The organism is Burkholderia sp. AU16482, from assembly GCF_002223285.1.
Taxonomy (GTDB): domain Bacteria; phylum Pseudomonadota; class Gammaproteobacteria; order Burkholderiales; family Burkholderiaceae; genus Burkholderia; species Burkholderia semiarida.
In genome coordinates this window covers 1,746,934-1,770,060 of the sequence record NZ_NKEY01000003.1, presented here as the reverse complement: position 1 = coordinate 1,770,060, position 23,127 = coordinate 1,746,934, and the positions used below count along the sequence as shown (strand labels likewise).

General features: G+C 63.0%; 21 protein-coding genes and 1 tRNA gene. 16 read left to right on the top strand and 6 right to left on the bottom strand.

The features are described from left to right. Positions 1 to 10: 10 nt before the first annotated feature. Both CFB35_RS10835 and CFB35_RS34255 read left to right on the top strand, forming a co-directional pair. A complete protein-coding gene (locus CFB35_RS10835; RefSeq protein ID WP_059583372.1) occupies positions 11 to 244 on the top strand; it encodes a hypothetical protein in 234 nt (77 codons plus the stop codon). 112 nt (positions 245 to 356) lie between these two features. Continuing rightward, positions 357 to 803, top strand: a complete 447-nt coding sequence (locus CFB35_RS34255) for a hypothetical protein (protein WP_155634530.1) — start codon at positions 357 to 359, stop codon at positions 801 to 803. 407 nt (positions 804 to 1,210) lie between these two features. Here the strand turns inward: CFB35_RS34255 and CFB35_RS10830 are convergent, their stop codons facing one another. Both CFB35_RS10830 and CFB35_RS10825 read right to left on the bottom strand, forming a co-directional pair. Continuing rightward, complete coding sequence (locus tag CFB35_RS10830; RefSeq protein ID WP_059583373.1) at positions 1,211 to 2,833, bottom strand: NAD(P)/FAD-dependent oxidoreductase; 1,623 nt, start codon at positions 2,831 to 2,833, stop codon at positions 1,211 to 1,213. A gap of 304 nt (positions 2,834 to 3,137) precedes the next feature. Further along, positions 3,138 to 3,941 (bottom strand): inositol monophosphatase family protein, encoded by an 804-nt coding sequence (locus CFB35_RS10825; RefSeq protein ID WP_059608913.1) that lies wholly within the window; start codon positions 3,939 to 3,941, stop codon positions 3,138 to 3,140. A gap of 281 nt (positions 3,942 to 4,222) precedes the next feature. Between CFB35_RS10825 and CFB35_RS10820 the strand changes: the two genes are divergently transcribed. Continuing rightward, positions 4,223 to 5,047 carry an RNA methyltransferase gene (locus tag CFB35_RS10820; protein ID WP_089464937.1) on the top strand — a complete coding sequence of 275 codons (825 nt, stop codon included), beginning with the start codon at positions 4,223 to 4,225 and terminating at the stop codon, positions 5,045 to 5,047. Between the two features lie 284 nt (positions 5,048 to 5,331). After that, the gene (gene cysE / locus CFB35_RS10815) at positions 5,332 to 6,105 is read left to right on the top strand and encodes a serine O-acetyltransferase (RefSeq protein WP_059583378.1); all 774 of its coding nucleotides are present in this window, start codon (positions 5,332 to 5,334) and stop codon (positions 6,103 to 6,105) included. Positions 6,106 to 6,156: 51 nt separating this feature from the next. On the opposite strand, the gene CFB35_RS10810 is transcribed toward cysE, so the two are convergent. The 4 genes from CFB35_RS10810 to CFB35_RS10795 form a co-directional block, all read right to left on the bottom strand. Then, a complete protein-coding gene (locus tag CFB35_RS10810) occupies positions 6,157 to 6,957 on the bottom strand; it encodes a UDP-2,3-diacylglucosamine diphosphatase (protein ID WP_089464936.1) in 801 nt (266 codons plus the stop codon). 27 nt (positions 6,958 to 6,984) lie between these two features. Beyond that, positions 6,985 to 7,476: a peptidylprolyl isomerase gene (locus tag CFB35_RS10805; protein WP_006483987.1), complete on the bottom strand. Its 492-nt coding sequence runs from the start codon at positions 7,474 to 7,476 to the stop codon at positions 6,985 to 6,987. 88 nt (positions 7,477 to 7,564) lie between these two features. Next, positions 7,565 to 8,140, bottom strand: coding sequence for a peptidylprolyl isomerase (locus CFB35_RS10800; protein WP_059583382.1), 576 nt, complete (start codon positions 8,138 to 8,140; stop codon positions 7,565 to 7,567). A gap of 39 nt (positions 8,141 to 8,179) precedes the next feature. Further along, entirely contained in the window at positions 8,180 to 8,902 is a 723-nt protein-coding gene (locus CFB35_RS10795; RefSeq protein WP_059608914.1) for a tetratricopeptide repeat protein, read from the bottom strand. A gap of 234 nt (positions 8,903 to 9,136) precedes the next feature. Between CFB35_RS10795 and cysS the strand changes: the two genes are divergently transcribed. The 12 genes from cysS (at position 9,137) to CFB35_RS10730 (ending at position 22,881) form a co-directional block, all read left to right on the top strand. Next, on the top strand, positions 9,137 to 10,534 hold the full coding sequence (gene cysS / locus CFB35_RS10785) for a cysteine--tRNA ligase (RefSeq protein ID WP_089464935.1): 1,398 nt from the start codon (positions 9,137 to 9,139) through the stop codon (positions 10,532 to 10,534). A 43-nt stretch (positions 10,535 to 10,577) separates the two neighbouring features. After that, entirely contained in the window at positions 10,578 to 11,405 is an 828-nt protein-coding gene (locus tag CFB35_RS10780; protein ID WP_059643965.1) for a DNA-3-methyladenine glycosylase, read from the top strand. A gap of 103 nt (positions 11,406 to 11,508) precedes the next feature. Further along, positions 11,509 to 12,480: an acetyl-CoA carboxylase carboxyltransferase subunit alpha gene (locus CFB35_RS10775; RefSeq protein ID WP_059583390.1), complete on the top strand. Its 972-nt coding sequence runs from the start codon at positions 11,509 to 11,511 to the stop codon at positions 12,478 to 12,480. 46 nt (positions 12,481 to 12,526) lie between these two features. Further along, positions 12,527 to 13,948 carry a tRNA lysidine(34) synthetase TilS gene (tilS, locus tag CFB35_RS10770; protein ID WP_059583391.1) on the top strand — a complete coding sequence of 474 codons (1,422 nt, stop codon included), beginning with the start codon at positions 12,527 to 12,529 and terminating at the stop codon, positions 13,946 to 13,948. A gap of 342 nt (positions 13,949 to 14,290) precedes the next feature. Continuing rightward, on the top strand, positions 14,291 to 15,544 hold the full coding sequence (locus CFB35_RS10760; RefSeq protein WP_012492698.1) for an aspartate kinase: 1,254 nt from the start codon (positions 14,291 to 14,293) through the stop codon (positions 15,542 to 15,544). 110 nt (positions 15,545 to 15,654) lie between these two features. Continuing rightward, positions 15,655 to 15,748 (top strand) — tRNA-Ser (locus tag CFB35_RS10755). Positions 15,749 to 16,117: 369 nt separating this feature from the next. Beyond that, on the top strand, positions 16,118 to 16,402 hold the full coding sequence (locus CFB35_RS10750) for an IS30 family transposase (protein WP_230951185.1): 285 nt from the start codon (positions 16,118 to 16,120) through the stop codon (positions 16,400 to 16,402). A gap of 1,232 nt (positions 16,403 to 17,634) precedes the next feature. Next, complete coding sequence (locus CFB35_RS34250) at positions 17,635 to 18,105, top strand: hypothetical protein (protein ID WP_143328712.1); 471 nt, start codon at positions 17,635 to 17,637, stop codon at positions 18,103 to 18,105. A 257-nt stretch (positions 18,106 to 18,362) separates the two neighbouring features. Continuing rightward, complete coding sequence (locus CFB35_RS35670) at positions 18,363 to 18,638, top strand: DNA/RNA non-specific endonuclease (protein WP_373453004.1); 276 nt, start codon at positions 18,363 to 18,365, stop codon at positions 18,636 to 18,638. Continuing rightward, a complete protein-coding gene (locus CFB35_RS10740; protein ID WP_081066511.1) occupies positions 18,619 to 18,939 on the top strand; it encodes a hypothetical protein in 321 nt (106 codons plus the stop codon). The genes CFB35_RS35670 and CFB35_RS10740 overlap by 20 nt, the downstream gene beginning before the upstream one ends. A 65-nt stretch (positions 18,940 to 19,004) precedes the next feature. Further along, entirely contained in the window at positions 19,005 to 20,756 is a 1,752-nt protein-coding gene (locus CFB35_RS10735; RefSeq protein ID WP_373453008.1) for a ShlB/FhaC/HecB family hemolysin secretion/activation protein, read from the top strand. 595 nt (positions 20,757 to 21,351) lie between these two features. Then, positions 21,352 to 22,881, top strand: coding sequence for a NuoM family protein (locus CFB35_RS10730; protein ID WP_059573654.1), 1,530 nt, complete (start codon positions 21,352 to 21,354; stop codon positions 22,879 to 22,881). Positions 22,882 to 23,127 lie beyond the last annotated feature (246 nt).

The following is a 23,127-nucleotide window of genomic DNA, read 5'->3' as shown; positions in this document are numbered from 1 at the left end:
CGGAGGATATATGACGCATCCTTTGTACGAATTGCTTAGCAACCTGGACGAACGCCGCCTCTTTTATACATTGGGCCGGCATCGCCCGGACACCATTCTGATTTCCATAACTGTGCCAGGCGAGCGTATCGAGATCGACGTGTTCGACGATGGACATATGGAAATGTCCCGCTTTTCCGGAGATGAGAGTGTAATTGACGAGCAGCAAATAATTTTGAAGGCTATCGAGGAAGCGTCCGAGTGAAAGGGGGGCGACAACGCGCAACGCGACCACTTCCCGTTGGACGACTCTGCTAGATCGCCTAGATTATGACTGTTTGGGTTCGTCGATAGCCAGGGACGCATCAGGGGGCGGTGTGCTTCTTGAAATTATCAATCACGGTTCAGTGAGGCTACAAATGAGACCAGAGTCACGCGCAAATGCTTACGCGATCATGGGCCTGGGATCTACCTTGCTGGGTAGCTATGCATTGGAGCGCACTATTGCGTACTTTGGCATCACTGGTGATTCAGTAGGAGGAGTAGCGTTTGGGGGCGCGGGTATTTGCTTATTCGTTGTCGCGGTTGCCCACTTCTACATGGCAATTGGATACAGATTTGGTCGCCTTGAAGCAGTCGAAGGAAGCCCGGAAAGTGCAACCCTGAAAGCAGAGGTGGGTGTTGTTGCTAAGGCGGTTAAAATTCGTTTCTTGCGAAGGCCGGATGCTAGAAATTCGATTTCAGAACAAGGCACTCGCTACATCTTCTTCATCGGTAATGGCCGGCCGTGGGTTTGTCCAGAATCTAGATTCTTGATGGACTGAGCTAATGGCTTCTCAAAACAGCAGGCGTAAGTCTTGGCGTAGGTTTTTTTCGCTGACCCGCGTCAGATAAGGCGCAGGTACTGCTGCATCATCGGAGTGTGGCCTGCGAAGGCTTCGGGCGACAGCGTGGTCATAGGTCAGGCATGAAGTTGTTGCTTGGGTTGCCCGAGTTTACCAGTGGCATCGACGTGAACGCGCGAAGTTGGCCGTTTGGTCGACTGCCGGCGCTGTCTTGCAGCGGCAGCCGGGTTCGCGCGGTCGCTCGCGAGCGCTTGCGACGAGGCACCGAAGAAGGGCGCATGGCCGTGGGCGGCGCGTCTTTCGCCCTTCCGAAGCGTTGCAACGAGCGGGGCAGGCCCGGCGGCGCTCGGCTGGCGAGCCTGCGCGCGCCGACCCCGTGCCGCAAATCAGGACGCGTGCCCCGACGTCAGACTCAGTGCGACCGCTTGCGCGACTTCGATACCGTCGATCGCCGCCGAATAGATGCCGCCGGCATAGCCGGCGCCTTCGCCGGCCGGATACAGGCCTTCGACGTTCATGCTCTGGTAGTCGTCCTTGCGTCGAATCCGGATCGGCGACGACGTGCGCGTCTCCACGCCGGTGAGCACGGCATCGTGCATCGCGAAGCCGGCGATCTTCTTGTCGATCTCGGGCAGCGCTTCGCGGATCGCTTCGATCACGTAGTCCGGCAGTGCGGTACTGAGATCGGTCGGCGTCACGCCGGGCTTGTACGACGGCTCCACCGCACCGAGCGACGTCGACGGCCGGCCCGCGATGAAGTCGCCGACCAGTTGGCCGGGCGCGCGGTAATCGCCGCCGCCGAGTTCGAATGCGCGCGTTTCCCATTTACGCTGGAACGCGATGCCGGCGAGCGGGCCGCCCGGATAGTCGTCCGGCGTGATGCCGACGACGATGCCCGCATTCGCATTGCGCTCGGCGCGGGAATACTGGCTCATTCCGTTGGTGACCACGCGGCCGGGCTCCGAGGTCGCGGCGACCACCGTGCCGCCCGGGCACATGCAGAAGCTGTAGACCGCGCGCCCGTTGCTTGCGTGGTGGACCACCTTGTAGTCGGCTGCGCCGAGCTGCTTGTGGCCCGCGAACTTGCCGAAGCGGCTGCGATCGATCACGCCTTGCGGATGCTCGATCCGGAACCCGAGCGAGAACGGCTTGGCTTCGATATAGACGCCGCGGTCGTGCAGCATCTGGAACGTATCGCGCGCGCTGTGGCCCACGGCCAGCACCACGCGGTCGCACCGCAATGTTTCCCCGTTCGACAGCTTGAGCGCGCGCACCTTGCCCTGGTCGATTTCGATGTCGTCGACACGGGTTTCGAAGCGCACTTCGCCGCCGAGTTCGTGGATCGACGCGCGCATTTTTTCCACCATGCTGACGAGGCGGAACGTGCCGATGTGCGGGCGGCTCAGGTACAGGATGTCGTCGGGTGCGCCGGCCTTGACGAATTCGTCCAGCACCTTGCGGCCATAGTGGTTCGGATCCTTGATCTGGCTGTACAGCTTGCCGTCGGAAAACGTTCCCGCGCCGCCTTCGCCGAACTGCACGTTGGATTCGGGATTGAGCACGCTCTTGCGCCACAGGCCGAAGGTGTCCTTGGTGCGCTCGCGCACGGCCTTGCCGCGTTCGAGGATGATCGGACGGAACCCCATCTGCGCGAGGATCAGCCCCGCGAACAGCCCGCACGGGCCCATGCCGATGACGACCGGGCGCAGGAAATCGGCGTGCTCGGGCGCCTTGGTGACGAAGTGGTACGTCATGTCGGGCGTCACGCCGCAATGCGGCTTGCCGGCGATCCGCTCGAGCGCGGCCGCCTCGTTCTTGACTTCGACGTCGACGATATACGTGAGCTTGATGTCGGCGCGCTTGCGCGCGTCGTGCGCGCGGCGGAACACGGTGTAACGGAGCAACCCGTCTGGCGCCACGCCGAGCTCCGCGAGCCGCGCGCGAATCGCGGCCTCGAGTGCGCTCTCGGGGTGGTCGAGGGGGAGTTTGATTTCGCTTAGCCGTAACATGGGGACTCGGATGCGATTGCCACGGCGCCGTGGCGGTGTTGATACAGGCGGGGCCGGCATGCCGGCGGCCTCGTTCGCCGCGCGCGCATGCCGGACGCAAACCATTCGCCGTCGTTGCGGCAGAAGCGGAGCGAGCGGCACCACGCCGACCCGCACGCGCCACGCGAGCAACTTCAGGATAGGCGCACGAAGCGATCCGTGTGCACGGAAGATTTATCCGTGCGCCAGACGATCGGCGCGCCATCGTGACGATGCCGCGCGAGCGGTTTGCGCGAAAGCCGCGCCGCGCGGGCGCGGCCCGGGCTTACTCCGCTGCCGGATGCACGCGGCTGTAGCGGTTCAGGATCGGGATCATCTGTGCGTAGATCTTCGGGTTCGCGGCGACGATCTCGTGGCGGTGCAGGAAATCGGCGTCGCCCGTGTAGTTGCCGACGAGGCCGCCGGCCTCGGTGATCAGCAGGCTGCCCGCCGCCATGTCCCACACGTTGATGCCTTGCTCGAAGAACGCGTCGAGGCGGCCGGCCGCGACGTTCGCGAGATCGAGCGCCGCCGCGCCCGGGCGGCGCAGGCCCGTGCAGGCCTGCGTCATTTCGGTGAAGAGGCGTGCGTAGGCGTCGAGGCCGTCCTTCTCGCGGAACGGGAAGCCCGTGCCGACCAGCGCGTCCGACAGGCGGTCGCGGCGGCCGACGCGGATGCGGCGGTCGTTCAGGTACGCGCCGCGGCCGCGGGTAGCCGTGAACAGGTCGTTCTTGTTCGGATCGTAGACGACGGCCTGCGTGACGACGCCCTTGTGCTCGAGCGCGATCGAGACGCAGTAGTACGGGAAGCCGTGGATGAAGTTGGTCGTGCCGTCGAGCGGATCGATGATCCACTTGAATTCGGATTCGTTCTCCGATTCGCCCGATTCCTCCGCGAGGATCGCGTGATCGGGGTAGGCGGTCTTCAGCGTCTCGATGATCGCGTCTTCGGCGGCCTTGTCCACTTCGGTGACGAAGTCGTTCTGCTGCTTCTTGCGGATCTCGATCAGGTCGAGATCGAGGGACGCGCGATTGATGATCTGTCCGGCGCGGCGCGCAGCCTTGACAGCAATGTTGAGCATGGGATGCATGAGCCTGGATCCTGTAGCCGGCGGCACGGGCCGCCACGAAGTGGGACAACCGCCCGGAACGGCGCAAGCGTGCCGGGGCGAGGTGAGACGCGAATTGACAAAGAGCGGGGTACGACCCGCGCTGCGCCGGGCGCAACGCGTAAAGGCATGATTTTACCCGATTTTTGGCGGTTTCAGGCGACCGGCATGCGGGGAAACCCCCACTGGCCGTCCGGACGAGTGGGTTTGCGCGGGCGATGGCGATACCATACGGCCATTCTGATGAACCGAGTCGTATCGTAGTGGAAACCCCGCAGAACACCGCCGCGCCGTCCGAATCGGGCGCGGCCTCGTCCGCGCCGCCGTCCGGCGGCTTCACGTCCACCCGCTTCGTGCTCGTCGAGCCGAGCCATCCCGGCAACGTCGGGGCGGCCGCCCGCGCGCTGAAGACGATGGGCTTCTCGCGCCTCGTGCTGGTCGCGCCGCGCGTGCCGCACGTGCAGCGCGACCCCGAGGCGATCGCGATGGCCAGCGGCGCGGACGACGTCCTCGCGTCCGCGCATGTCGTGCCGACGCTCGGCGAAGCGCTGTCCGGCGTTCACTGGTCGATCGCGCTGACCGCGCGCACGCGCGAATACGGGCCGCCGCGTCTTGCACCGCGCGCGGCCGCCGCGCAGGCGAGCGCGCAGGTCGGCGCGGGCGACATCGCGCTCGTGTTCGGCAACGAGCGCACCGGTCTCGCGAACGAGCATGTCGACCAGTGCAGCGCGCTCGCGCATATTCCGGCCAACCCGGCCTACAGTTCGCTGAACCTCGCGCAGGCCGTGCAGGTGCTCGCATACGAGTTGCGCGTCGCGTTTCTCGAACAGGCGAGCGAGCCGTCGGCGCAGCCGCCGGCCGAAGCCGGCACGCTCGCGCAGAGCGACGAGATCGAGCGGATGTACGTGCACCTCGAGAACGCATTGATCGCGCTCGACTTCCTCGATCCGCGCAATCCGAAGAAGCTGATGCCGCGGCTGCGGCGCCTGTTCGCGCGCACCGGCCTCGAGCGCGAGGAGGTCAACATCCTGCGCGGCATCGCGAAGCACATCCTGCTGAAGTCGGGCCAGCCGGGCGGCGACGCGTAAGCGGCCGACGCTCCGATTGCCGGGCGCGGGGAATCCGGTGGCAGGCCGTGCCTCGACCCACCGGAAGCGTCGAAGCTTCTATTTCTCCCGACCGACACACCCTGCAAACGCCGCCACGGCAAGCGTCCCGGTCGAATACCCGCGCCGACGGCGGGGTGAACGCGCGGCCGCGTGCGGCCGCGCGCGACTGGCCCTACAATCGCCGGACGTCATAAGCAAATGACCCGGCGCGATAACGGCCGGCATTGCCGGCGATGCGCGCCGGCCTTTTCCCAAACCACATCATGTTCACGAGACTGCGCGAAGACGTTGCAACGATTCGCGAGCGGGATCCCGCCGCTCGCAGTGCGTGGGAAGTGCTGACCTGTTATCCGGGGCTGCACGCGCTCGTGCTGCACCGATTCGCGCACGCATGCTGGCGCGCGAAACGCTACTGGCTCGCGCGGTTCGTGTCGCAGGCCGGCCGGTTCCTGACCGGAATCGAGATCCATCCCGGCGCGACGATCGGCCGGCGCGTGTTCATCGATCACGGCATGGGTGTCGTGATCGGCGAGACGGCGATCATCGGCGACGATTGCACGATCTATCAGGGCGTGACGCTGGGCGGTACGTCGCTCACGCGCGGCGCGAAGCGCCATCCGACGCTCGAGGCCGGCGTGATCGTCGGTGCCGGCGCGAAGGTGCTCGGCGGTTTCACGGTCGGTGCGGGCGCGAAGATCGGCTCGAACGCGGTGGTCGTCAAGCCGGTGCCGGCGGGCGGCACGGCGGTGGGCAACCCGGCGCGCATCGTGATGCCGGCGCAGCCGAAGCCGCAGGCCGAGCGTGCGGCGTTCAGCGCATACGGGATCACGCCGAACGCCGACGATCCGATGTCGCTCGCGATTCACGGTCTGATCGATCACGCGGCGAAGGAAAGCCGCCGCGTCGACGAGATCGTCGCGGCGCTCGAGCGGCTCGGCACGCATCTGGAAACGCTGCAGGGCGCCGACGCGGCGCGCCTCGACCTGCGCAGGCTGTCGGCGGTGCTCGAAGGCAAGACGGTCGAACGCCAGACGTAACGAACGCGATCGACGCCGATCGCTGCCGTCAGTGCGATAGCAGCGGCGGCGTCAGTCGAGCGGCATCGGGTGGATGCCTTCCGCGTCGACGCGCAGGTAGCCGCCGCGCGGCGTGCCGTGATCGAGATCCCAGTCGGGCAGCACCCAGCGGATCCCGCCCGGCTCGGCGTGGCGCGCGGGGCGGTGCGTGTGGCCGTGAATGATCACGCTCGCGCGGCTCTTCCGGAACAGCGCGGCCACGCCTTCTTGCGTGACGTCGTAGATGGCCGACGCAGGGCGCATGCGGCCCGCTTCGCTGCTCGAGCGCATGCGCTGCGCGAGCGCGCGGCGCCACCGGAACGGCCACGCGAGAAACAGCCATTGCGCGACGCGGTTGCGCGCGAAGCGACGGAATACCTGGTAGCCGCGGTCGGCCGTGCATTGCGCGTCGCCGTGCGCGAGCACGATGCGCTGGCCGAACGCCATGATCAGCGAAGGGTCGGGCAGCAGCATCGCGCCGGCGGCCTTCATGAAGCGCCGGCCGAGCAGGAAATCGCGGTTGCCGTGCATCACGTAGAGCGCGATGCCGCGTTCCGAGAACGTGTGCATCAGCGCGGCCATGCGTGCGGCGAACGGATCGTCGTCGAGGACGTCGTCGCCGATCCAGTATTCGAACAGGTCGCCGAGGATGAACACCGAATCGGCGCTGTCGGCGGTGTATTTGACGAAATGCTCGAACGCGGCGACCGTCTTCGGAATCGCCTCGCTCAGATGCAGATCGGACAGAAACAGGAACGGGCGTGCGGCTTGCGCGTACTCGCGCTCGCCCGGCACGCCCGCGGAGACGCTTCGCGGCGGACTCTCCTGCAACATCGAAGTGCCTCCGTAACGGCTGGTGTGTCAGACCACCACGGCCTTTTCGATCACGACGTCGTCGGTCGGCACATCCTGATGGAAGCCGGCGTTGCCCGTCTTGACGCCCTTGATCTTGTCGACCACGTCCTGGCCTTCGACGACCTTGCCGAACACCGCGTAGCCCCAGCCCTGCGGCGTCGGCGACGAGTGGTTCAGGAAGTCGTTGTCGTTCACGTTGATGAAGAACTGGGCGGTCGCCGAGTGCGGATCGTTCGTGCGCGCCATCGCGATCGTGTAGTTGTCGTTCTTCAGGCCGTTGTTCGCCTCGTTGTCGATCGGCGCGTCGGTCGGCTTCTGCTTCAGGCCCGGCTCGAAGCCGCCGCCCTGGATCATGAAGCCGTTGATCACGCGATGGAACACGGTGCCGTCGTAATGGCCCTTCTTCACGTAGTTCAGGAAGTTCTCGACCGTCTTCGGTGCCTTCGCGGCGTCGAGCTCGAGCTTGATCACGCCGTGGTTCGTGTGCAGTTCAACCATGATGAATTCCTTCGGTGAGGCAGTTTAAATGGCACGCGGCCGGTCGTGCGACGCGGCCGCGTGAGGCGCCGGACGTGCCGGCAGGTGCTTACTTCGAGACGATGCTCGCCGATTCGATCACGACCGGTTGCGCCGGCACGTCCTGCATCGGGCCGCGCGAGGTCGTCGCCACGCCTTCGATCTTCTTCACGACGTCGAGTCCCGACACGACCTTGCCGAACACCGCATAGCCGTTGCCGTCCGGGTTCGGGTAGTCGAGGCCGCCGTTGTCGACGGTATTGATGAAGAACTGCGCGGTGGCCGAATTCGGGTCGCTCGTGCGGGCCATCGCGATCGTGCCCGTCAGGTTCTTCAGACCATTGCGGCTCTCCAGCGGGATCGGCGCGCGGGTCGGCTTTTCCTCGAAGTTGGTCTTGTAGCCGCCGCCCTGGATCATGAAGCCCTTGATCACGCGATGGAAGATCGTGCCGTTGTACTGGCCGGCCTTCACGTAATCGAGGAAGTTGGCGACCGACTTCGGCGCCTTCTCCGGGTAGAGCTCGACGCGGATGTCGCCCTGCGAGGTCTTCAGCTGCACGACGGGGTGCGCGGTGGCCGATTGCGCGAATGCGGGCGCGGTCGCGAGAAGGGCGGCGCCGCCAAGCGCCAGCAACAGACGTTTCATTGCGATCCTCAGGTTGGGAGGGAAGGAAGGCCGCGCCGCTTAGCGCGACGGCGCGACGTACGGCGCCGCCAGTGCGCCCGACGGACCGCTGAACTGGAACGTCGGCGACATCGGCAGCGTGGTGGTGCTCACGTTCGCGGCGGCGCGCTCGGTGTAATCGCGCGTGGCGGGCGTCGTCGCGCGCGCGTTCGGCGCGGCTTTCGACGGCGACACGATCTTCTGCAGATCGGCGAGGCGCTGCGCGGTCGCGCCGCTCGTGCGGCCGAGCGATTGCGCGCGCTTGTACGATTCGGCCGCGAGGCGCAGGTAGAGATCGCCGAGGTTCTCGTACGCGAGCGTGTAGCTCGGGTTCGACTGCGTCGCGGTGACGAGCGCGGTGCGCGCTTCGTCATAGCGGCCGTGCTTCGCGTAGAGCGCCGCGAGGTTGTTGTACGGCTCGGGCAGCTCGGGGTACGCCTGCGTGATCGCGACGAACTGCTGGATCGCGTCGTCGTCGCGGTTCAGGCGGGCCAGCACGGTGCCGCGCTTGAACTGCGCCTGCACGTCGTGCGGGTTCGACGCGATGCGCGCGTCGAGCTGCGCGAGCGCCTGCTTCCACTGCTTGCCGCCGATCGACGCGTCGATTTCGGGCGTGCCGTCGGCGACCGCCGGGGCTTTCTGCGCATGCGCCGCGGGTGCCGCGAAAAGCGTCAGCGCGACGCCCATGACGGTGGTCGCAACGAGGGTCGCAGCGCTCGGCGCGCGGCCGCGATGAGGTTTCATAGGCGTAAATCGGAATGTTATACTCCGAGCCATTCTAACAAAACGTCTGCGCGTTCCGGCGAGCGGCAGACAGTCTTTCTTAGCCTCTCGTGGCCGTCACCGCTGTGCTTGCAGCCTGACCGCCCCATGTGATAACGAGGACGCGCGGCCCGGCGCCGCAGCAGATGGTCCGTCCGTTTCACATGCTGGGCGAGCTTCGCCAGGGCGGTTTCCTTCGGCTCACGGTTCATCTCTATGGAATCACTGCGCATCTACAACACGCTCGCGCGTGACAAGCAAGTTTTCGTGCCGCGCCAGCCCGGCGAAGTGCGGATGTACGTATGCGGGATCACCGTCTACGACTATTGTCACGTGGGCCACGCGCGCATGCTGGTCGTGTTCGACCTCGTCCAGCGCTGGCTGCGTGCGATCGGCTACCGGGTCACGTACGTGCGCAACATCACCGACATCGACGACAAGATCATCCGCCGCGCGGTCGAGAACGGCGAGACGATCAAGTCGCTGACCGATCGCTTCATCGGCGCGATGCACGAGGACGAGGCCGCGCTCGGCATCCAGCGGCCCGACATCGAGCCGCGCGCGACGCAGTTCATCCCGCAGATGCTCGGCATGATCGAGACGCTCGAGACGAACGGCTACGCGTATCAGGCGGCCGATGGCGACGTCAATTACTCGGTGCGCAAGTTCGCAAGCTACGGGAAGCTGTCGGGCAAGTCGCTCGACGATCTCCGCGCGGGCGAGCGCGTCGCCGCGAACGATGCGAAGCAGGATCCGCTCGACTTCGTGCTGTGGAAGCGCGCGAAGCCGGAAGATCCGGAAGGCGCGTCGTGGGCGTCGAAGTACGGGATGGGCCGTCCGGGCTGGCACATCGAATGCTCGGCGATGGGCTGCTCGCTGCTCGGCAATCATTTCGACATCCACGGCGGCGGGCAGGATCTGCAATTCCCGCACCACGAGAACGAGATCGCGCAGAGCGAGGGCGCGACCGGCGAGACGTTCGTCAATTACTGGATGCACAACGGCTTCGTGCAGGTCGACAACGAGAAGATGTCGAAATCGCTCGGCAACTTCTTCACGATCCGGGAAGTACTCGAGCGTTACGACGCGGAAGTCATGCGCTTCTTCATCGTGCGCACGCATTACCGTTCGCCGCTCAATTACAGCGACGTGCATCTCGACGATGCACGCGCATCGCTCACGCGTCTGTACACCGCGCTGAAGGACGTCGAGCCCGACACGCTCGCGCTCGACTGGAACGAGGCGCACGCACAGCGTTTCGCGGCCGCGATGAACGACGATTTCAACACGCCGGTCGCGGTGGCGACGCTGTTCGAGCTGGCGGGTGAAGTCAACCGCACGCGCGACGCGTCGCTCGCACGGCAACTGAAACAGCTGGCGGGCCTGCTCGGCCTGCTGGGCCGCGAACCGCGCGCGTTCCTGCAGCAGGCGTCCGGCGCCGCGCAGGCGGGCGGGCTCGCGGCCGACGAGATCGAAGCGAAGATCGCCGCGCGCGTCGCGGCGAAGCAAGCGAAGGACTATGCCGAAGCGGACCGGATCCGGGCGGAATTGCTCGAAGCCGGCATCGCACTTGAAGACAAACCGGGCGGATCGACCGAATGGCGTCGCGTATGAGCGCGGTGCGTTCCACTGACCGATCCGTCAGGTAGGAGGCAAGATGGCAACGGCCAGAAAAGCGCCGGTCAGGCGCGCGACCCCGGTCGCCGCGCGTCCGGCAGCCAAGCGCGTACCGGCGGCGAAGGCGGACGCGACGCGCGCCGTGCCGAACGGCGCGCTGAACGGTCATGCGCAGCCGGCGGCCGCGCCGCCGGCCGCCGACGCGGCCCGCAAGACACGTGCGTCCGAAGCGGATGGCGAGGAGGTCGTCGTGCGTCCCGCCTATTGGGACAAGGCATGCGCGGACCTCGTCAAGCGCGACCGGATCCTGAAGAAGCTGATTCCGAAGTTCGGTCCCGCGCATCTCGTGAAACGCGGCGACCCGTTCGTCACGCTCGCGCGCTCGGTCGTCGGCCAGCAGATTTCGGTGCCGTCCGCGCAGTCGCTGTGGGCGCGCATCGAGGACGCCTGCCCGAAGCTCGCGCCGCAACCGGTGATCCGGCTCGGCGCGGACAAGCTGATCGCGTGCGGGCTGTCGAAGCGCAAGACGGAATACATCCTCGATCTTGCGCAGCATTTCGTGTCGGGGGCGTTGCACGTCGACAAATGGACGTCGATGGACGACGAGGACGTGATCGCGGAACTCACGCAGATCCGCGGCATCAGCCGCTGGACCGCCGAGATGTTCCTGATCTTCAATCTGTCGCGGCCGGACGTGCTGCCGCTCGACGACCCGGGCCTGATCCGTGCGATCAGCGTCAATTACTTCAGCGGCGAACCCGTCACGCGCAGCGAGGCGCGCGAGGTCGCGGCCAACTGGGAGCCGTGGCGCACCGTCGCGACCTGGTACATGTGGCGCAGCCTCGATGCGCCCGACGCCGACGCCTGAGTGCAGGCTATCGAGTTTTGAACATCAATAGTTGAGAACCGGTTTTGCGCGCCGCCCGCGCGGGTAGAATACGCGCTGCCGCAAGACCCAAGGATTCGAACACATGAAGACCACGTTTCTGGATTTCGAACAGCCGATCGCCGAACTCGAGGCCAAGATCGAAGAGCTGCGATTCGTGCAGGACGACTCGGCTGTCGATATTTCGGAAGAAATCGAGCGGCTGTCGAAGAAAAGCCAGCAACTGACGAAGGACCTCTACGCGAACCTGACGCCGTGGCAGGTTTCGCAGATCGCGCGGCACCCGCAGCGTCCGTACACGCTCGATTACGTCGCGGAACTGTTTACCGATTTTCACGAACTGCATGGCGATCGCGCGTTCGCGGACGACCTGTCGATCGTCGGCGGTCTCGCGCGCTTCGGCGGCCATCCGTGCATGGTGATCGGTCACCAGAAGGGCCGCGACACGAAGGAGCGCGCCGCGCGCAACTTCGGGATGCCGCGTCCGGAAGGCTATCGGAAGGCCGAGCGCCTGATGCGTCTGGCCGAGAAGTTCGGGCTGCCGATCTTCACGTTCGTCGACACGCCGGGCGCGTACCCGGGCATCGGCGCGGAAGAGCGCGGCCAGTCGGAGGCGATCGGTCGCAACCTGTACGTGATGGCCGAGCTGAAGACGCCGATCATCACGACGGTGATCGGCGAGGGCGGTTCGGGCGGCGCGCTGGCGATCGCCGTGGCCGATACCGTGATGATGCTGCAGTTCTCGACCTACTCGGTGATCTCGCCGGAAGGCTGCGCGTCGATCCTGTGGAAGAGCGCCGCGAAGGCGCCCGAAGCCGCGGAAGCGCTGGGCCTGACCGCGCACCGCCTGAAGGCGCTCGGCCTGATCGACAAGATCATCAACGAGCCGCTCGGCGGCGCGCATCGCGATCCGAAGGGCATGGCCGCGCTGCTGCGCCGTGCGCTGGCCGATTCGCTGCGCCAGTTCCAGGGCATGAGCATCGATGCGCTGCGCGAGCGCCGCTTCGAGCGCCTGATGGCCTACGGCAAGTTCAAGGAAACCACGCCGAGCGCATGACCGGCCGTGTATTCAATGCGCGCGCCGCGGCGCGCGCGTCCCGCTCGTGATCCCGCCCACCGAATTCTCCGCCGACCGTGTCGTCCTCGACGCGGTCGGCGTTGCGCTTTCCGGCCTGCGGCCGGATGCGCGCATCGCGATCGCCTACAGCGGCGGCCTCGATTCGACGGTGCTGCTCGATGCGGCCGTGCGCGTCGCGGGCGCATCGCGCTGCGTCGCGTTGCACGTGCATCACGGCCTGAGCGCGAATGCCGACGCATGGGTCGCGCATGCCGAAGCGGAGGCGGCGCGGCTCGGCGTCGCATTCGAATCGATGCGCGTCGACGTGCCGCGCGACAGCGGGCTCGGTATCGAGGCGACGGCGCGCGAGCGTCGCTACGCGGCGCTCGACGCGATGGGCGAACGCCACGGCGTGGCGGCGCTGTGGCTCGCGCAACATGCGGACGATCAGGCCGAGACGGTGCTGCTGCAACTGTTGCGCGGTGCGGGAATCGCGGGGCTTGCCGCGATGGCGCCGCGTTATCGCCCCGACGGCGTGAGCATCGAGCGCGTGCGCCCATTGCTGCGATTGTTGCGCGCGCAACTCGAGCGCTATGCGGAGCAGCACGCGCTCGCCTGGATCGACGACGAATCGAACGGTGACACGCGCTATGCGCGCAATGCGCTGCGCGTCGACGTGCTGCCGGCGCTGGCCGTGCATTTCCCGGGCTTTCGCGATGCGCTCGGTCGCGCGGCGCAGCACGCGGCGGCGGCTCAGCGGCTGCTCGACGATCTGGCCGAGCTGGATTTCGCCGTCGCCGCGCGCGATGACGGGCAGGCGCTGTCGCGCGACGCGCTGATCGGATTCGACGACACGCGCGGCGCGAACCTGCTGCGCTTCTGGATGCGCCGGCTCGGTTTGCCGGGCGCGTCGGCCGCCCGGCTCGCCAACATGATGCGACAACTGCGCGCGGCGCACGACGCGCATGCGCTGCGCGTCGATCACGCGGGGCAGTGCCTGCGGCTCTATCGCGATGTCGTCTACTGGGAAGCCGGCGACAGCAGCGAACCGGCCGACGACGGTACGGGTACGCTGCAACCGGAGGCGGCGCTCGCATGGGACGGACAGCAAGTGTGGCACCTGCCGGGATGGCGCGGCACGTTCGTGTTTGCGCCCGCCGACGCGGGCAGCGCCGACGCGGTGCCGGAGGAGCTGCTGCGCGGTGCGCGGCTGGCGGTGCGCCCCCGGGCCGGTGGCGAACGGATGCGGACGTCGCCGGGCGGCCCGGGCCGAACGCTGAAGAACCTGTTCCAGGAGCGCGGGGTGCCGGCCTGGCAACGCGACGTGCCGCTGCTGTTCGCGGGCGACCGGCTGATCTACGTGCCGCGGCTGGGTGTCAATCGCGACATCGGCATGCCTGACGGGGCGGCGCCCGGCGCCGCCGCATGGCGCCGGATCGAGTGGCGTCCCGACCTGCTGATCGCGTAACGGCGGCAGGCTTCCGGCGGCGCGATGGCGCGCCCATTTTCACCATTTGGTAAACAGCGCCGGAACGGTCGCCGCCACGGCGCGCGGCTTGTCAAGCGGGCTTCTATCGGGTACGCTCGGTCGTTTGCTCGGCTCGATTTTTGAGCGTTTTGTGCAGGTTTTCCGCGTGACGTACCCGGTTTGCGCGGCCTGATCGGCCTTCCGGGCAAAATCCGTCACGCTTGCGTGTTGCGTCCCAGCCGTTCCCCTTGTCGTCCGTCCACAGCCACAAGCCGCGTGACCGAACGGCTATGCGGCCTGCCCAGCGCGCCCGTGCGGCTTCTCCTCCAGTTCAGAACGACAATGGCACTCATCGTACACAAATACGGCGGCACTTCGATGGGCTCGGTCGAGCGCATCAAGAACGTCGCGAAACGCGTCGCAAAATGGCATCAGGCCGGGCACCAGATGGTGGTCGTGCCTTCGGCGATGTCCGGCGAAACCAACCGTCTGCTCGGTCTTGCGAAAGAGATTTCGAGCCAGCCGAGCCCGCGTGAGCTCGACATGATCGCGTCGACCGGCGAGCAGGTCAGCGTCGGCCTGCTGTCGATCGCGCTGCAGGAAATCGGCGTCGAGGCCGTGAGCTATGCCGGCTGGCAAGTGCCGATCAAGACCGACAGCGCGTTTACGAAAGCACGCATCCACTCGATCGACGACGAGCGCGTGAAGGACGACCTGAACGCGGGCAAGGTCGTGATCATCACGGGCTTCCAGGGCGTCGATCCGGACGGTCACATCACGACGCTGGGCCGTGGCGGCTCGGACACGTCGGCGGTGGCGGTGGCGGCTGCGCTCGGTGCCGAAGAGTGTCTGATCTATACCGACGTCGACGGCGTCTACACGACCGATCCGCGTGTCGTCGAAGAGGCGCGCCGCCTCGACCGCGTGACGTTCGAGGAGATGCTGGAAATGGCCAGCCTCGGCTCGAAGGTCCTGCAGATCCGCTCGGTCGAATTCGCCGGCAAATACCAGGTGAAGACACGTGTGCTGTCGAGCCTGACCGATCCGCTGATTGCGCTCGACGAAGAAATGCGCTCGGGCACCCTGATTACTTTTGAAGAAGACGAGACCATGGAAAAGGCAGTCATTTCCGGCATCGCGTTCCAGCGCGACGAAGCACGCATTGCGGTGATGGGCGTGCCCGACAAGCCGGGTATCGCATATCAGATCCTCGGCCCGGTGGCCGATGCGAACGTCGACGTCGACATGATCATCCAGAACCAGAGCGTCGAAGGCAAAACCGACTTCACGTTCACGGTCGGTCGCGGCGACTACCAGAAGGCGATGGACATCCTAACCAACCAGGTGCAGGGCCATGTGAGCGCCGAGCGCGTGCAGGGCGATCCGAAGGTGTCGAAGGTATCGGTCGTCGGCGTCGGCATGCGTTCGCACGTGGGCGTCGCGAGCAAGATGTTCCGTACGCTCTCGGAAGAGGGCATCAACATCCAGATGATCTCGACGTCCGAAATCAAGATCTCGGTGCTGATCGACGAGAAATACATGGAGCTGGCCGTCCGCGCGCTGCACAAGGCTTTCGAACTCGACCAGGCATCGTGAATTTTTCGTGATGCATTGAAGAAAATGCATCACGGAATTTGACGTACGGTTCGAAACCCTATATTATCTCGTTCTCGTCGCACTGCCTCCCTGGTGCGAGCGAAAGTTTGGGAGACGTGGCCGAGAGGTCGAAGGCACTCCCCTGCTAAGGGAGCATCTGGGCCAAAACCTGGATCGAGGGTTCGAATCCCTCCGTCTCCGCCAAAAGCGGTGACAAAGCCCCGCAAGTTCTCGGACTTGCGGGGCTTTTTCTTTTTCAGCCCCTCACTAGGCCCATCAGCAAGAATGTGCTGGGCGGAGCTGATCGTTGGCGCCGCATGGTGTTGCGCGCTGTCTCCGAGCGTGAAGGCAACGCTCGATGATTGCTCGTCCCGTATACTCCCGGGAAAAGACGGATCGTCCAACGAGGTCCAAGCGCAAGTCCGCGTAAAACTTCCATCCGATTCACTGCTCGAATTTTGGCACTTCTGCAACGCAATTGCGGAAACCTGGGGCCATGTGTCGTCCGGGAACTACTGCTGAAAGCTCCCGGCCTTTCTGCGTGAGAGCCTGACGTACGATCGTGGATCGGAAATGACTTGCCATGTCGAGTTGGCTGAACGACTGAATCCGGACATCTGGTTCGCAGATCCCTACGCTCCTTGGCAACGGGGCGGCAACGAAAATACCAACGGCCTGCTGCGCCAGTTTCTGCCCAAGGGGGCCGACCTGTCAGGCGTCACCCAGATGCAATTGAACGACATTGCCAAACGGATGAACGGCCGCCCCGTCAAACCCTCAACTGGAAAACCCCTGAAGAGGCTATGGCGATGGAATTGGCTGCCGCCGGATTGGCTAAACGTTGCACTTGATTCTTGAGACCGTCCAGGGTATGAGGGCGAGACAGCAGGCAAGGGCGATGGTGTGATTGCTGATTCGGCCACGGAGCTCGATCCGAGTATCAAACCGGGTTCGTTGATTTCGCCGTTGCCTGATGCCAAGAAGATCAGTGACTGGATCGCGGAAATCATTCCGGATCAGGCAAAGGCCTCGTGGACTATATTCTTCATTCGAATGGATCATCGCCATCGGGTAAGGAAGGATTGAATTTTGACACGAAAGTTGAAGCCAAGGATGGCGGTTATGTAGATGTCGAGTTATCCGCGAGATAGAAGTTTGATAAAAATGGCTCTGTTGTGGATAGCAAGTTTGCGCAAAGTGATCTGATTGGTCGTTACTCTCCAGATGGGAATTTTCACATAGACTGGTACGGGACTACGGTGTCTGGGCGAGGTGTTGGAACAGATATGATTTCTAAGGCAATAGAATCCGTCGGAGCAGACAAGGTGAAAACTGTGTCTGCTCAGTTGGGTAATGCAAACCGTGATGCTTACAATTCGGCGACCTCTTCTGGGATTTCGCCGGTTCAAGCAGTTTGGGCTACTCCACTAGGGAAATCGATGAGCTCTCTCGGATTTAAGGGTGTTGACGTCAATGGGTATAACGTTAAATTCTATCGGTAGATGATCATGGGGAAAGTTGAAATTATAAGGCTAATGCTGAGCGCTGGAAGGGCGAAGGATCTGTTGGACTTCGTTGAGGGCGAGTCGCGTTATCTTTCGGAGGCGTCAGGCGGCGTGCCGCAGGATCCTGAACTCAAGCGAATTTGGATTATGGTGGTACATCATTTGCGTTTTCTAGCGGAATTTGGGAGTGATGTATCGGTTCAATCGTCTGGGGGGAGGGTGTATAGGTCATATCCTGACGAATTCGATAGGTGGTTAAGCGCGGGTGCGCCTGGAATTTCAGAAAGTGATATTAAAAGATATATGAAGGAAAATCCTTTTGATGAGAGTGAGTAGAGCGTTAGACGAGGTAAATGATGGCGGGGTGCCTTGCCCGTAGAAGATGATTTGAAGATCATGTTTGTATTTTCGGGGTCTCTGCTTCAATAGAGGTGGTGGAGAGAGAGCCAATCGATGTCTTGAATGACATTCCGATCGAACTGAGTCACGAACCCGTCCCGGTCCATGATGGTGGCAAGGAATTCGTGCCTCGGTGGCCGCAAGACCATGCAACGGTAGATCGGTATCGAAGACCCGGATATTTACATGACGAACATCTCATTAGCGCAGCGCTTCCAAGAAGCTAGAGCCCCCAAAATCGTGGTTGACGGCCGGGAAATATACGGTTTGTATGAGATCGACGTATCTTCGGGGGAAACAGTACTGTTCCCTGATTTTGTATCATTTAAAAAGTCGACAGTCCAAGGCGTTAACATAAAGGCGGTGAATTGCAATGTTGAGGTTAATAATCAGATTTTGACGGATTTTCTTATATGGTCGGATCATGGTCCGAAACATATTCCGCTGAATGTCGCGATTAAGAAGGGTGGGAGGGCCGCCCTTAAAGTTTGGAATGTTTGGAAATATGATGGCGTTTCGCATGCATGGATTGGAAATGCCGGCATGTTGGTGAAAAAAGACGATCGTCATATCTCATTCCATTGCAGCGACGGCATGGGTAATCCAGATTTCGAAGATCTTGTGTTTACGATTGAGGTCGGCAAAGTGGCTAAATAGCCACGCGGTATCGGGCCAGCATAAGAACTAACCATCAAATGACAATAACCAAACAACTGGCGGCCCTGCCGTTCGCCGCGTTGATTTCGGTCGGGCCGCCGAAGCGGTCGCGAGCACCAATCGCGATACGTCGAACACCGGCGTGCACTCGCGCCGATCTTCGACAAGGCCAAGATCCAGGCCGGCTTTGACATCACAAGCCAGTTCATCAATCCAAGGCGGGGCGCGAAGGAGATAGTGGAGATGATGGCGGTCATTTGATCGCGTCCATATTGAACGGGCCTGGAGAGAAGCTAAACATAGTTCCAATGGATTCAAACTTGAATCGCGGAGCATGGAAGCAATTGGAGAATAGTTGGGCCGACGCGCTGAATGCGGGAAAGCAAGTGAAGGTTTCGATCGAACCGCAATACCAAGGGGATAGTCGAAGACCTGAAGGGTTTAACATCACGTACGTAGTGGCAATGGTCGACCGGCGCAGCAGTATTTTAGGAATTCGCCTGGAGAAAGGTAATGGACAGCCGAGATGTTGATATATGCAAGGAGGTTGGCCAGCTGCTTTATGACGCCGCTCCGGCGGGATCGCATTCGATCGTTATGCGAGCGCAACTTGCGGATGACGACGATCAGGCGAAATTCGAGTTTGATGCCGTCGCGGAAAATGGAGATTCTTCATGGTTTTTGGGTAGTGCTAGTCTTAACAGTAGGCTATTGGAATTGTTGGTTGAGCATCGTCGATTTTTTGTCTCACAAAATCAACCAAAATGGAAATTGTTCATCCTTGTTGTTGATGTGAATAAAGGAAGATTTTCATTGGAATTGAAATACGACTAGAGCAGAATGCCCGTATAGGTTGTATGGAGATTAGGCAGAATCAGGGATAGATACAAATGAAGATAATGAAGGGCCTGCCGGCGCTGTCGATCACAACGTTGATGTCGGTTGCTGTGTCGGCTCAGCAGGCCCCGCTGCCTGCTGATCAGGCCGCCGCCGCGCGGGCGAACGCGGAGCAGGATCGGCAAGCACAGCAGCAACGCGATGCGCAGCAACGCGACGCGGCGGTGCGCGCGCCTTCAATTCGTTCTGAATTGCCGCGCACTGAAGCATATCCAGCACTTCCTACCGAAACGCCATGTTTCCCGATCGACCGCTTTACGCTCGACGTGCCTGGCTCATTGTCCGATGCAGCGAAGGCCCAAGGGGCATCCGCCTTACCGATGGATCGCTTTGCGTTCGCACGCGAATGGCTGAACCACTACGCAGGGCAATGCGTCGGCAAACAAGGTATTGACGTACTGATCAAGGGACCGTCGCAGGCGATTTTGGCGAAGGGCTACGTCACTACGCGGGTGCTCGTTCCAGAGCAAGACTTATCGACCGGTACGCTCAAACTCTCGCTGATCCCCGGCATGATCCGCCACGTCCGCTTCGCCGACGAAAAGCTCCGTGGCACCTGGAAAACCGCGTTCCCGACCCGCGACGGCAACCTGCTGAACCTGCGCGACCTCGAACAAGGCCTTGAGCAAATGAAACGCGTATCGAGTCAGGATGTCTCGATGCAACTTGTTCCGGGTGATCTTCCCGGCGAAAGCGACGTCGTGCTCGACGTGAAGCGCGGCAAGCCGGGGACAGTCGTCGCGTCGATCGACAATTCCGGCACGCGTGCCACCAGCAAACTGCAAGGCAACCTGTCGCTCGGCATCGACAACCCGCTCGGCCTGAGCGACGTGTTCAACGTCGGCGTCAGCCAGGATCTCGAATTCGGCGACAAGCGCCTCGGCTCGCACGGCTGGAACGGTTTCTATTCGATTCCGTGGGGCTACTGGACGGCAACGCTCTCGGCTTACACGAACACGTACTACCAGCAGATCGCCGGCGTGAACCAGACGTTCATCGCAAGCGGCAACTCCAAGACGGTCGATTTCAAGCTGGCCCGCGTGCTGTCGCGTAATCAAAATGATGTGTTCGGCGCCTACGTTCGCCTGTCGCGTCGTTTCGGACAAAGCTTTATCGAAGACACCGAGATCTCGCAGCAGCGCCGCAACAACACGATGATCGAACTGGGCCTGACCGATCGCCACTACTTCGGCGGCGCACAGTTCGACGGCTCGCTTGCATATCGTCAAGGCGTCGGTGGGTTGGGTGCTCAGGACGATACGATGGCAGCGGGTGGTGGACCGACCTATCGCTTCAAGATGGCGGTAGTCGACGCGAACCTGTCGGTGCCCTTTGCGATCGGTAAGCAGCCATTCCGCTATGTCGGCACATTCCACGGCCAGTACACCGGAAACACGCTTTACTACATCGACGATTTGACGATTGGCAGTCGCTACACAGTGCGCGGTTTCGATGGCGAAACGATGCTCGCCGCGGCACGCGGCTTCTACTGGCGCAACGAACTGCAGGCGCCGATCGGGCAGACGGGGCAGGCAATTTATGCGGGGCTCGACTACGGTCGCGTATGGGGCCCGCAGCCTGTCGCTCTCGTCGGGACGCAATTGGCCGGCGCCGTGATCGGCATAAAAGGTAGCGTGGGCACGCGATTCGGAGCCTATGCGTACGATCTCTTCGCGGGTACGCCTGTCTACAAGCCATCGGGTTTTCCGACTGTGCGAGTGACGCTCGGTTTTCAGGTGACTGCTCAGTTCTGAAGACAATGAGCCAAGGTACTTCTTCGACACGCACACGTCGCAGGCCCGATGTGGCATATGTTCGTCTGATGGAGATTGCCGCCGAGCGGGGGCTTATGGGACCGCTTGAGTTATTAGGGCGCGGCCGCACGAGAAGGGGCGGGCGAGGGCACCTCATCGCCCGATATGCGCTGCACCAAATCGAATGAAATAAGAATGAAAGCATTTCTGTAAGGCAGGGAGTGCCGGGCGATCGCAAGATCGCGGAATGCCGACCTTGTCATTCCGGCCCTTCGAAACGAACGGTCGACATCAAAAATGCGGCGCTGCGTCTATTCTTGCCGTGCAGAGTGCCCGGCAATACAAAAAATTACTCATAAAAATCAGCGAACTACGCCGACGCCAAGAAACAACATTCTGCTGCGCTGCAGAAAATATTCAATCGCCTTATGCTGGTTAACCCGATCGCGTTTGAGCGGCATCAAGTTTTTCGCTGATGTCGCTTTACATTTAGCCAACATTGGCGATTCACGAAATCTACCTGTCGATTTTATTTCGTTCCTTTCGTCGCGCCTGTCCCCGATGCAGGGTGCGACTTCCTCAAGGCGTTGTTGACATGCATGATTTTCCCTTCCTGAGCCTGGCCATCTGGGTTCCGATACTGTTCGGCGCGGGCCTGCTGCGCGCCGGTTCCGATCAGCATTCACGGCGAATACGGCTGATCGCGCTGGTCGGCGCGATCGCCGGACTGGCGCCCGTCGTGCCGCTGGTTGCCGGCTTCGACGCGCATTCGGCTGCGATGCAGTTCGTCGAAAGACGCGACTGGCTCGCGGCATTCAATGCCGGATGGCGGGTCGGCATCGATGGCGCGTCGCTGTGGCTCGTCGTGCTGACCGCGTTCACGACGCTCGTGGTGGTGGTCGCGTCGTGGGAATCGGTCACGGTGCGCGTCGCGCAGTACTACGCGTCGTTCCTGATCCTGTCGGGGCTGATGGTCGGCGTGTTCGTCGCGCAGGACGGGCTGCTGTTCTTCATCTTCTTCGAGGCGACGCTGATCCCGCTGTACCTGCTGATCGGCACGTGGGGGCGCGAGCGCCGCGTGTATGCGGCCGTGAAGTTCTTCTTCATCTCGTTCGCCGGCTCGCTGTTGTTGCTGATGGCGATGCTGTACCTGTACGCGCAGTCGCATACGTTCGACATGGCCGTGTGGCGCACGCTGCAGCTCGGCTTCGCGCCGCAGTTGCTGGTGTTCGTCGGCTTTTTCGCCGCGTTTGCGGTCAAGGTGCCGATGTGGCCGGTCCACACGTGGCTGAGCGACGTGTACACCGACGGCCCGACGGGCGCCGCGCTGATGCTCGCGATGCTCAAGCTCGGCGGGTACGGGTTCCTGCGCTTCGCGCTGCCGATCACGCCCGACGCGAGTCATTTCTTCGCGCCGGCCGTGATCGCGCTGTCCCTGTTCGCGATCGTCTATGCGAGCCTGATCGCGCTCGCGCAGACCGATCTCGGCAAGCTGCTCGCGTATTCGACGGTCGCGCACATGGGAATCGTCACGCTCGGGCTGTTCCTGTTCAACCGGATCGGCGTCGAAGGCGCGATCGTGCAGCTCGTGTCGTACGGCTTCGTCGCGGGCGCGATGCTGTTGTGCGTGAACGTGCTCGTGGACCGTACCCGGCAGCGCGAGATCGCCGCGTACGGCGGCGTGGCGGGCGTGATGCCGCGTTTCGCGACCTTCACGCTGCTGTTCGCGATGGCCAACGTCGGCCTGCCGGGCACGTCGGGGTTCGTCGGCGAGTTCATGGTGATCATGGGCGCGATCCGCTTCAACTTCTGGATTGGCGCGATCGCGGCGCTCACGCTGATCCTCAGCGCGTCGTACACGCTGTGGATGCTCAAGCGCGTCGTGTTCGGCAAGGTCGCGAGCCAGCAGATCGCGAAGCTCGCCGACCTGAACCGTCGCGAGATCGTGATGTTCGCGTCGCTCGCGCTGATCGTGCTGGCGGTCGGCATCGATCCGAAGCCGTTCACCGATGCGATCGATCCGACCGTCGGCAAGCTGATCCAGGAAGCGAGCCATTCGAAGGTGCCGGCAGGGGACGCTCCCGCGCCGGCGCTGCCGTCGTACATGGCGTCGACGCACGACTGATCGCGGCACGTCGAGCCGCGCCACGCCGCGCAAGCCCGCCGCATCGCGCGGCGCGCATGGTTGCGCGCGCATCGATCCGCAGCCCGGCACGGCAAGTGCCGGGCCCGCTTCCGGCTGCGTGAAATTGCCCCGCGACAATGTGACTCACGGCAGATTTTGCAATGATGATTTGCCGCATGCACCGGTTTTTCATCGCACTCGCGCGACGTATGATTCGGCCAATTTCGTGAATCGAATGCGCATCGG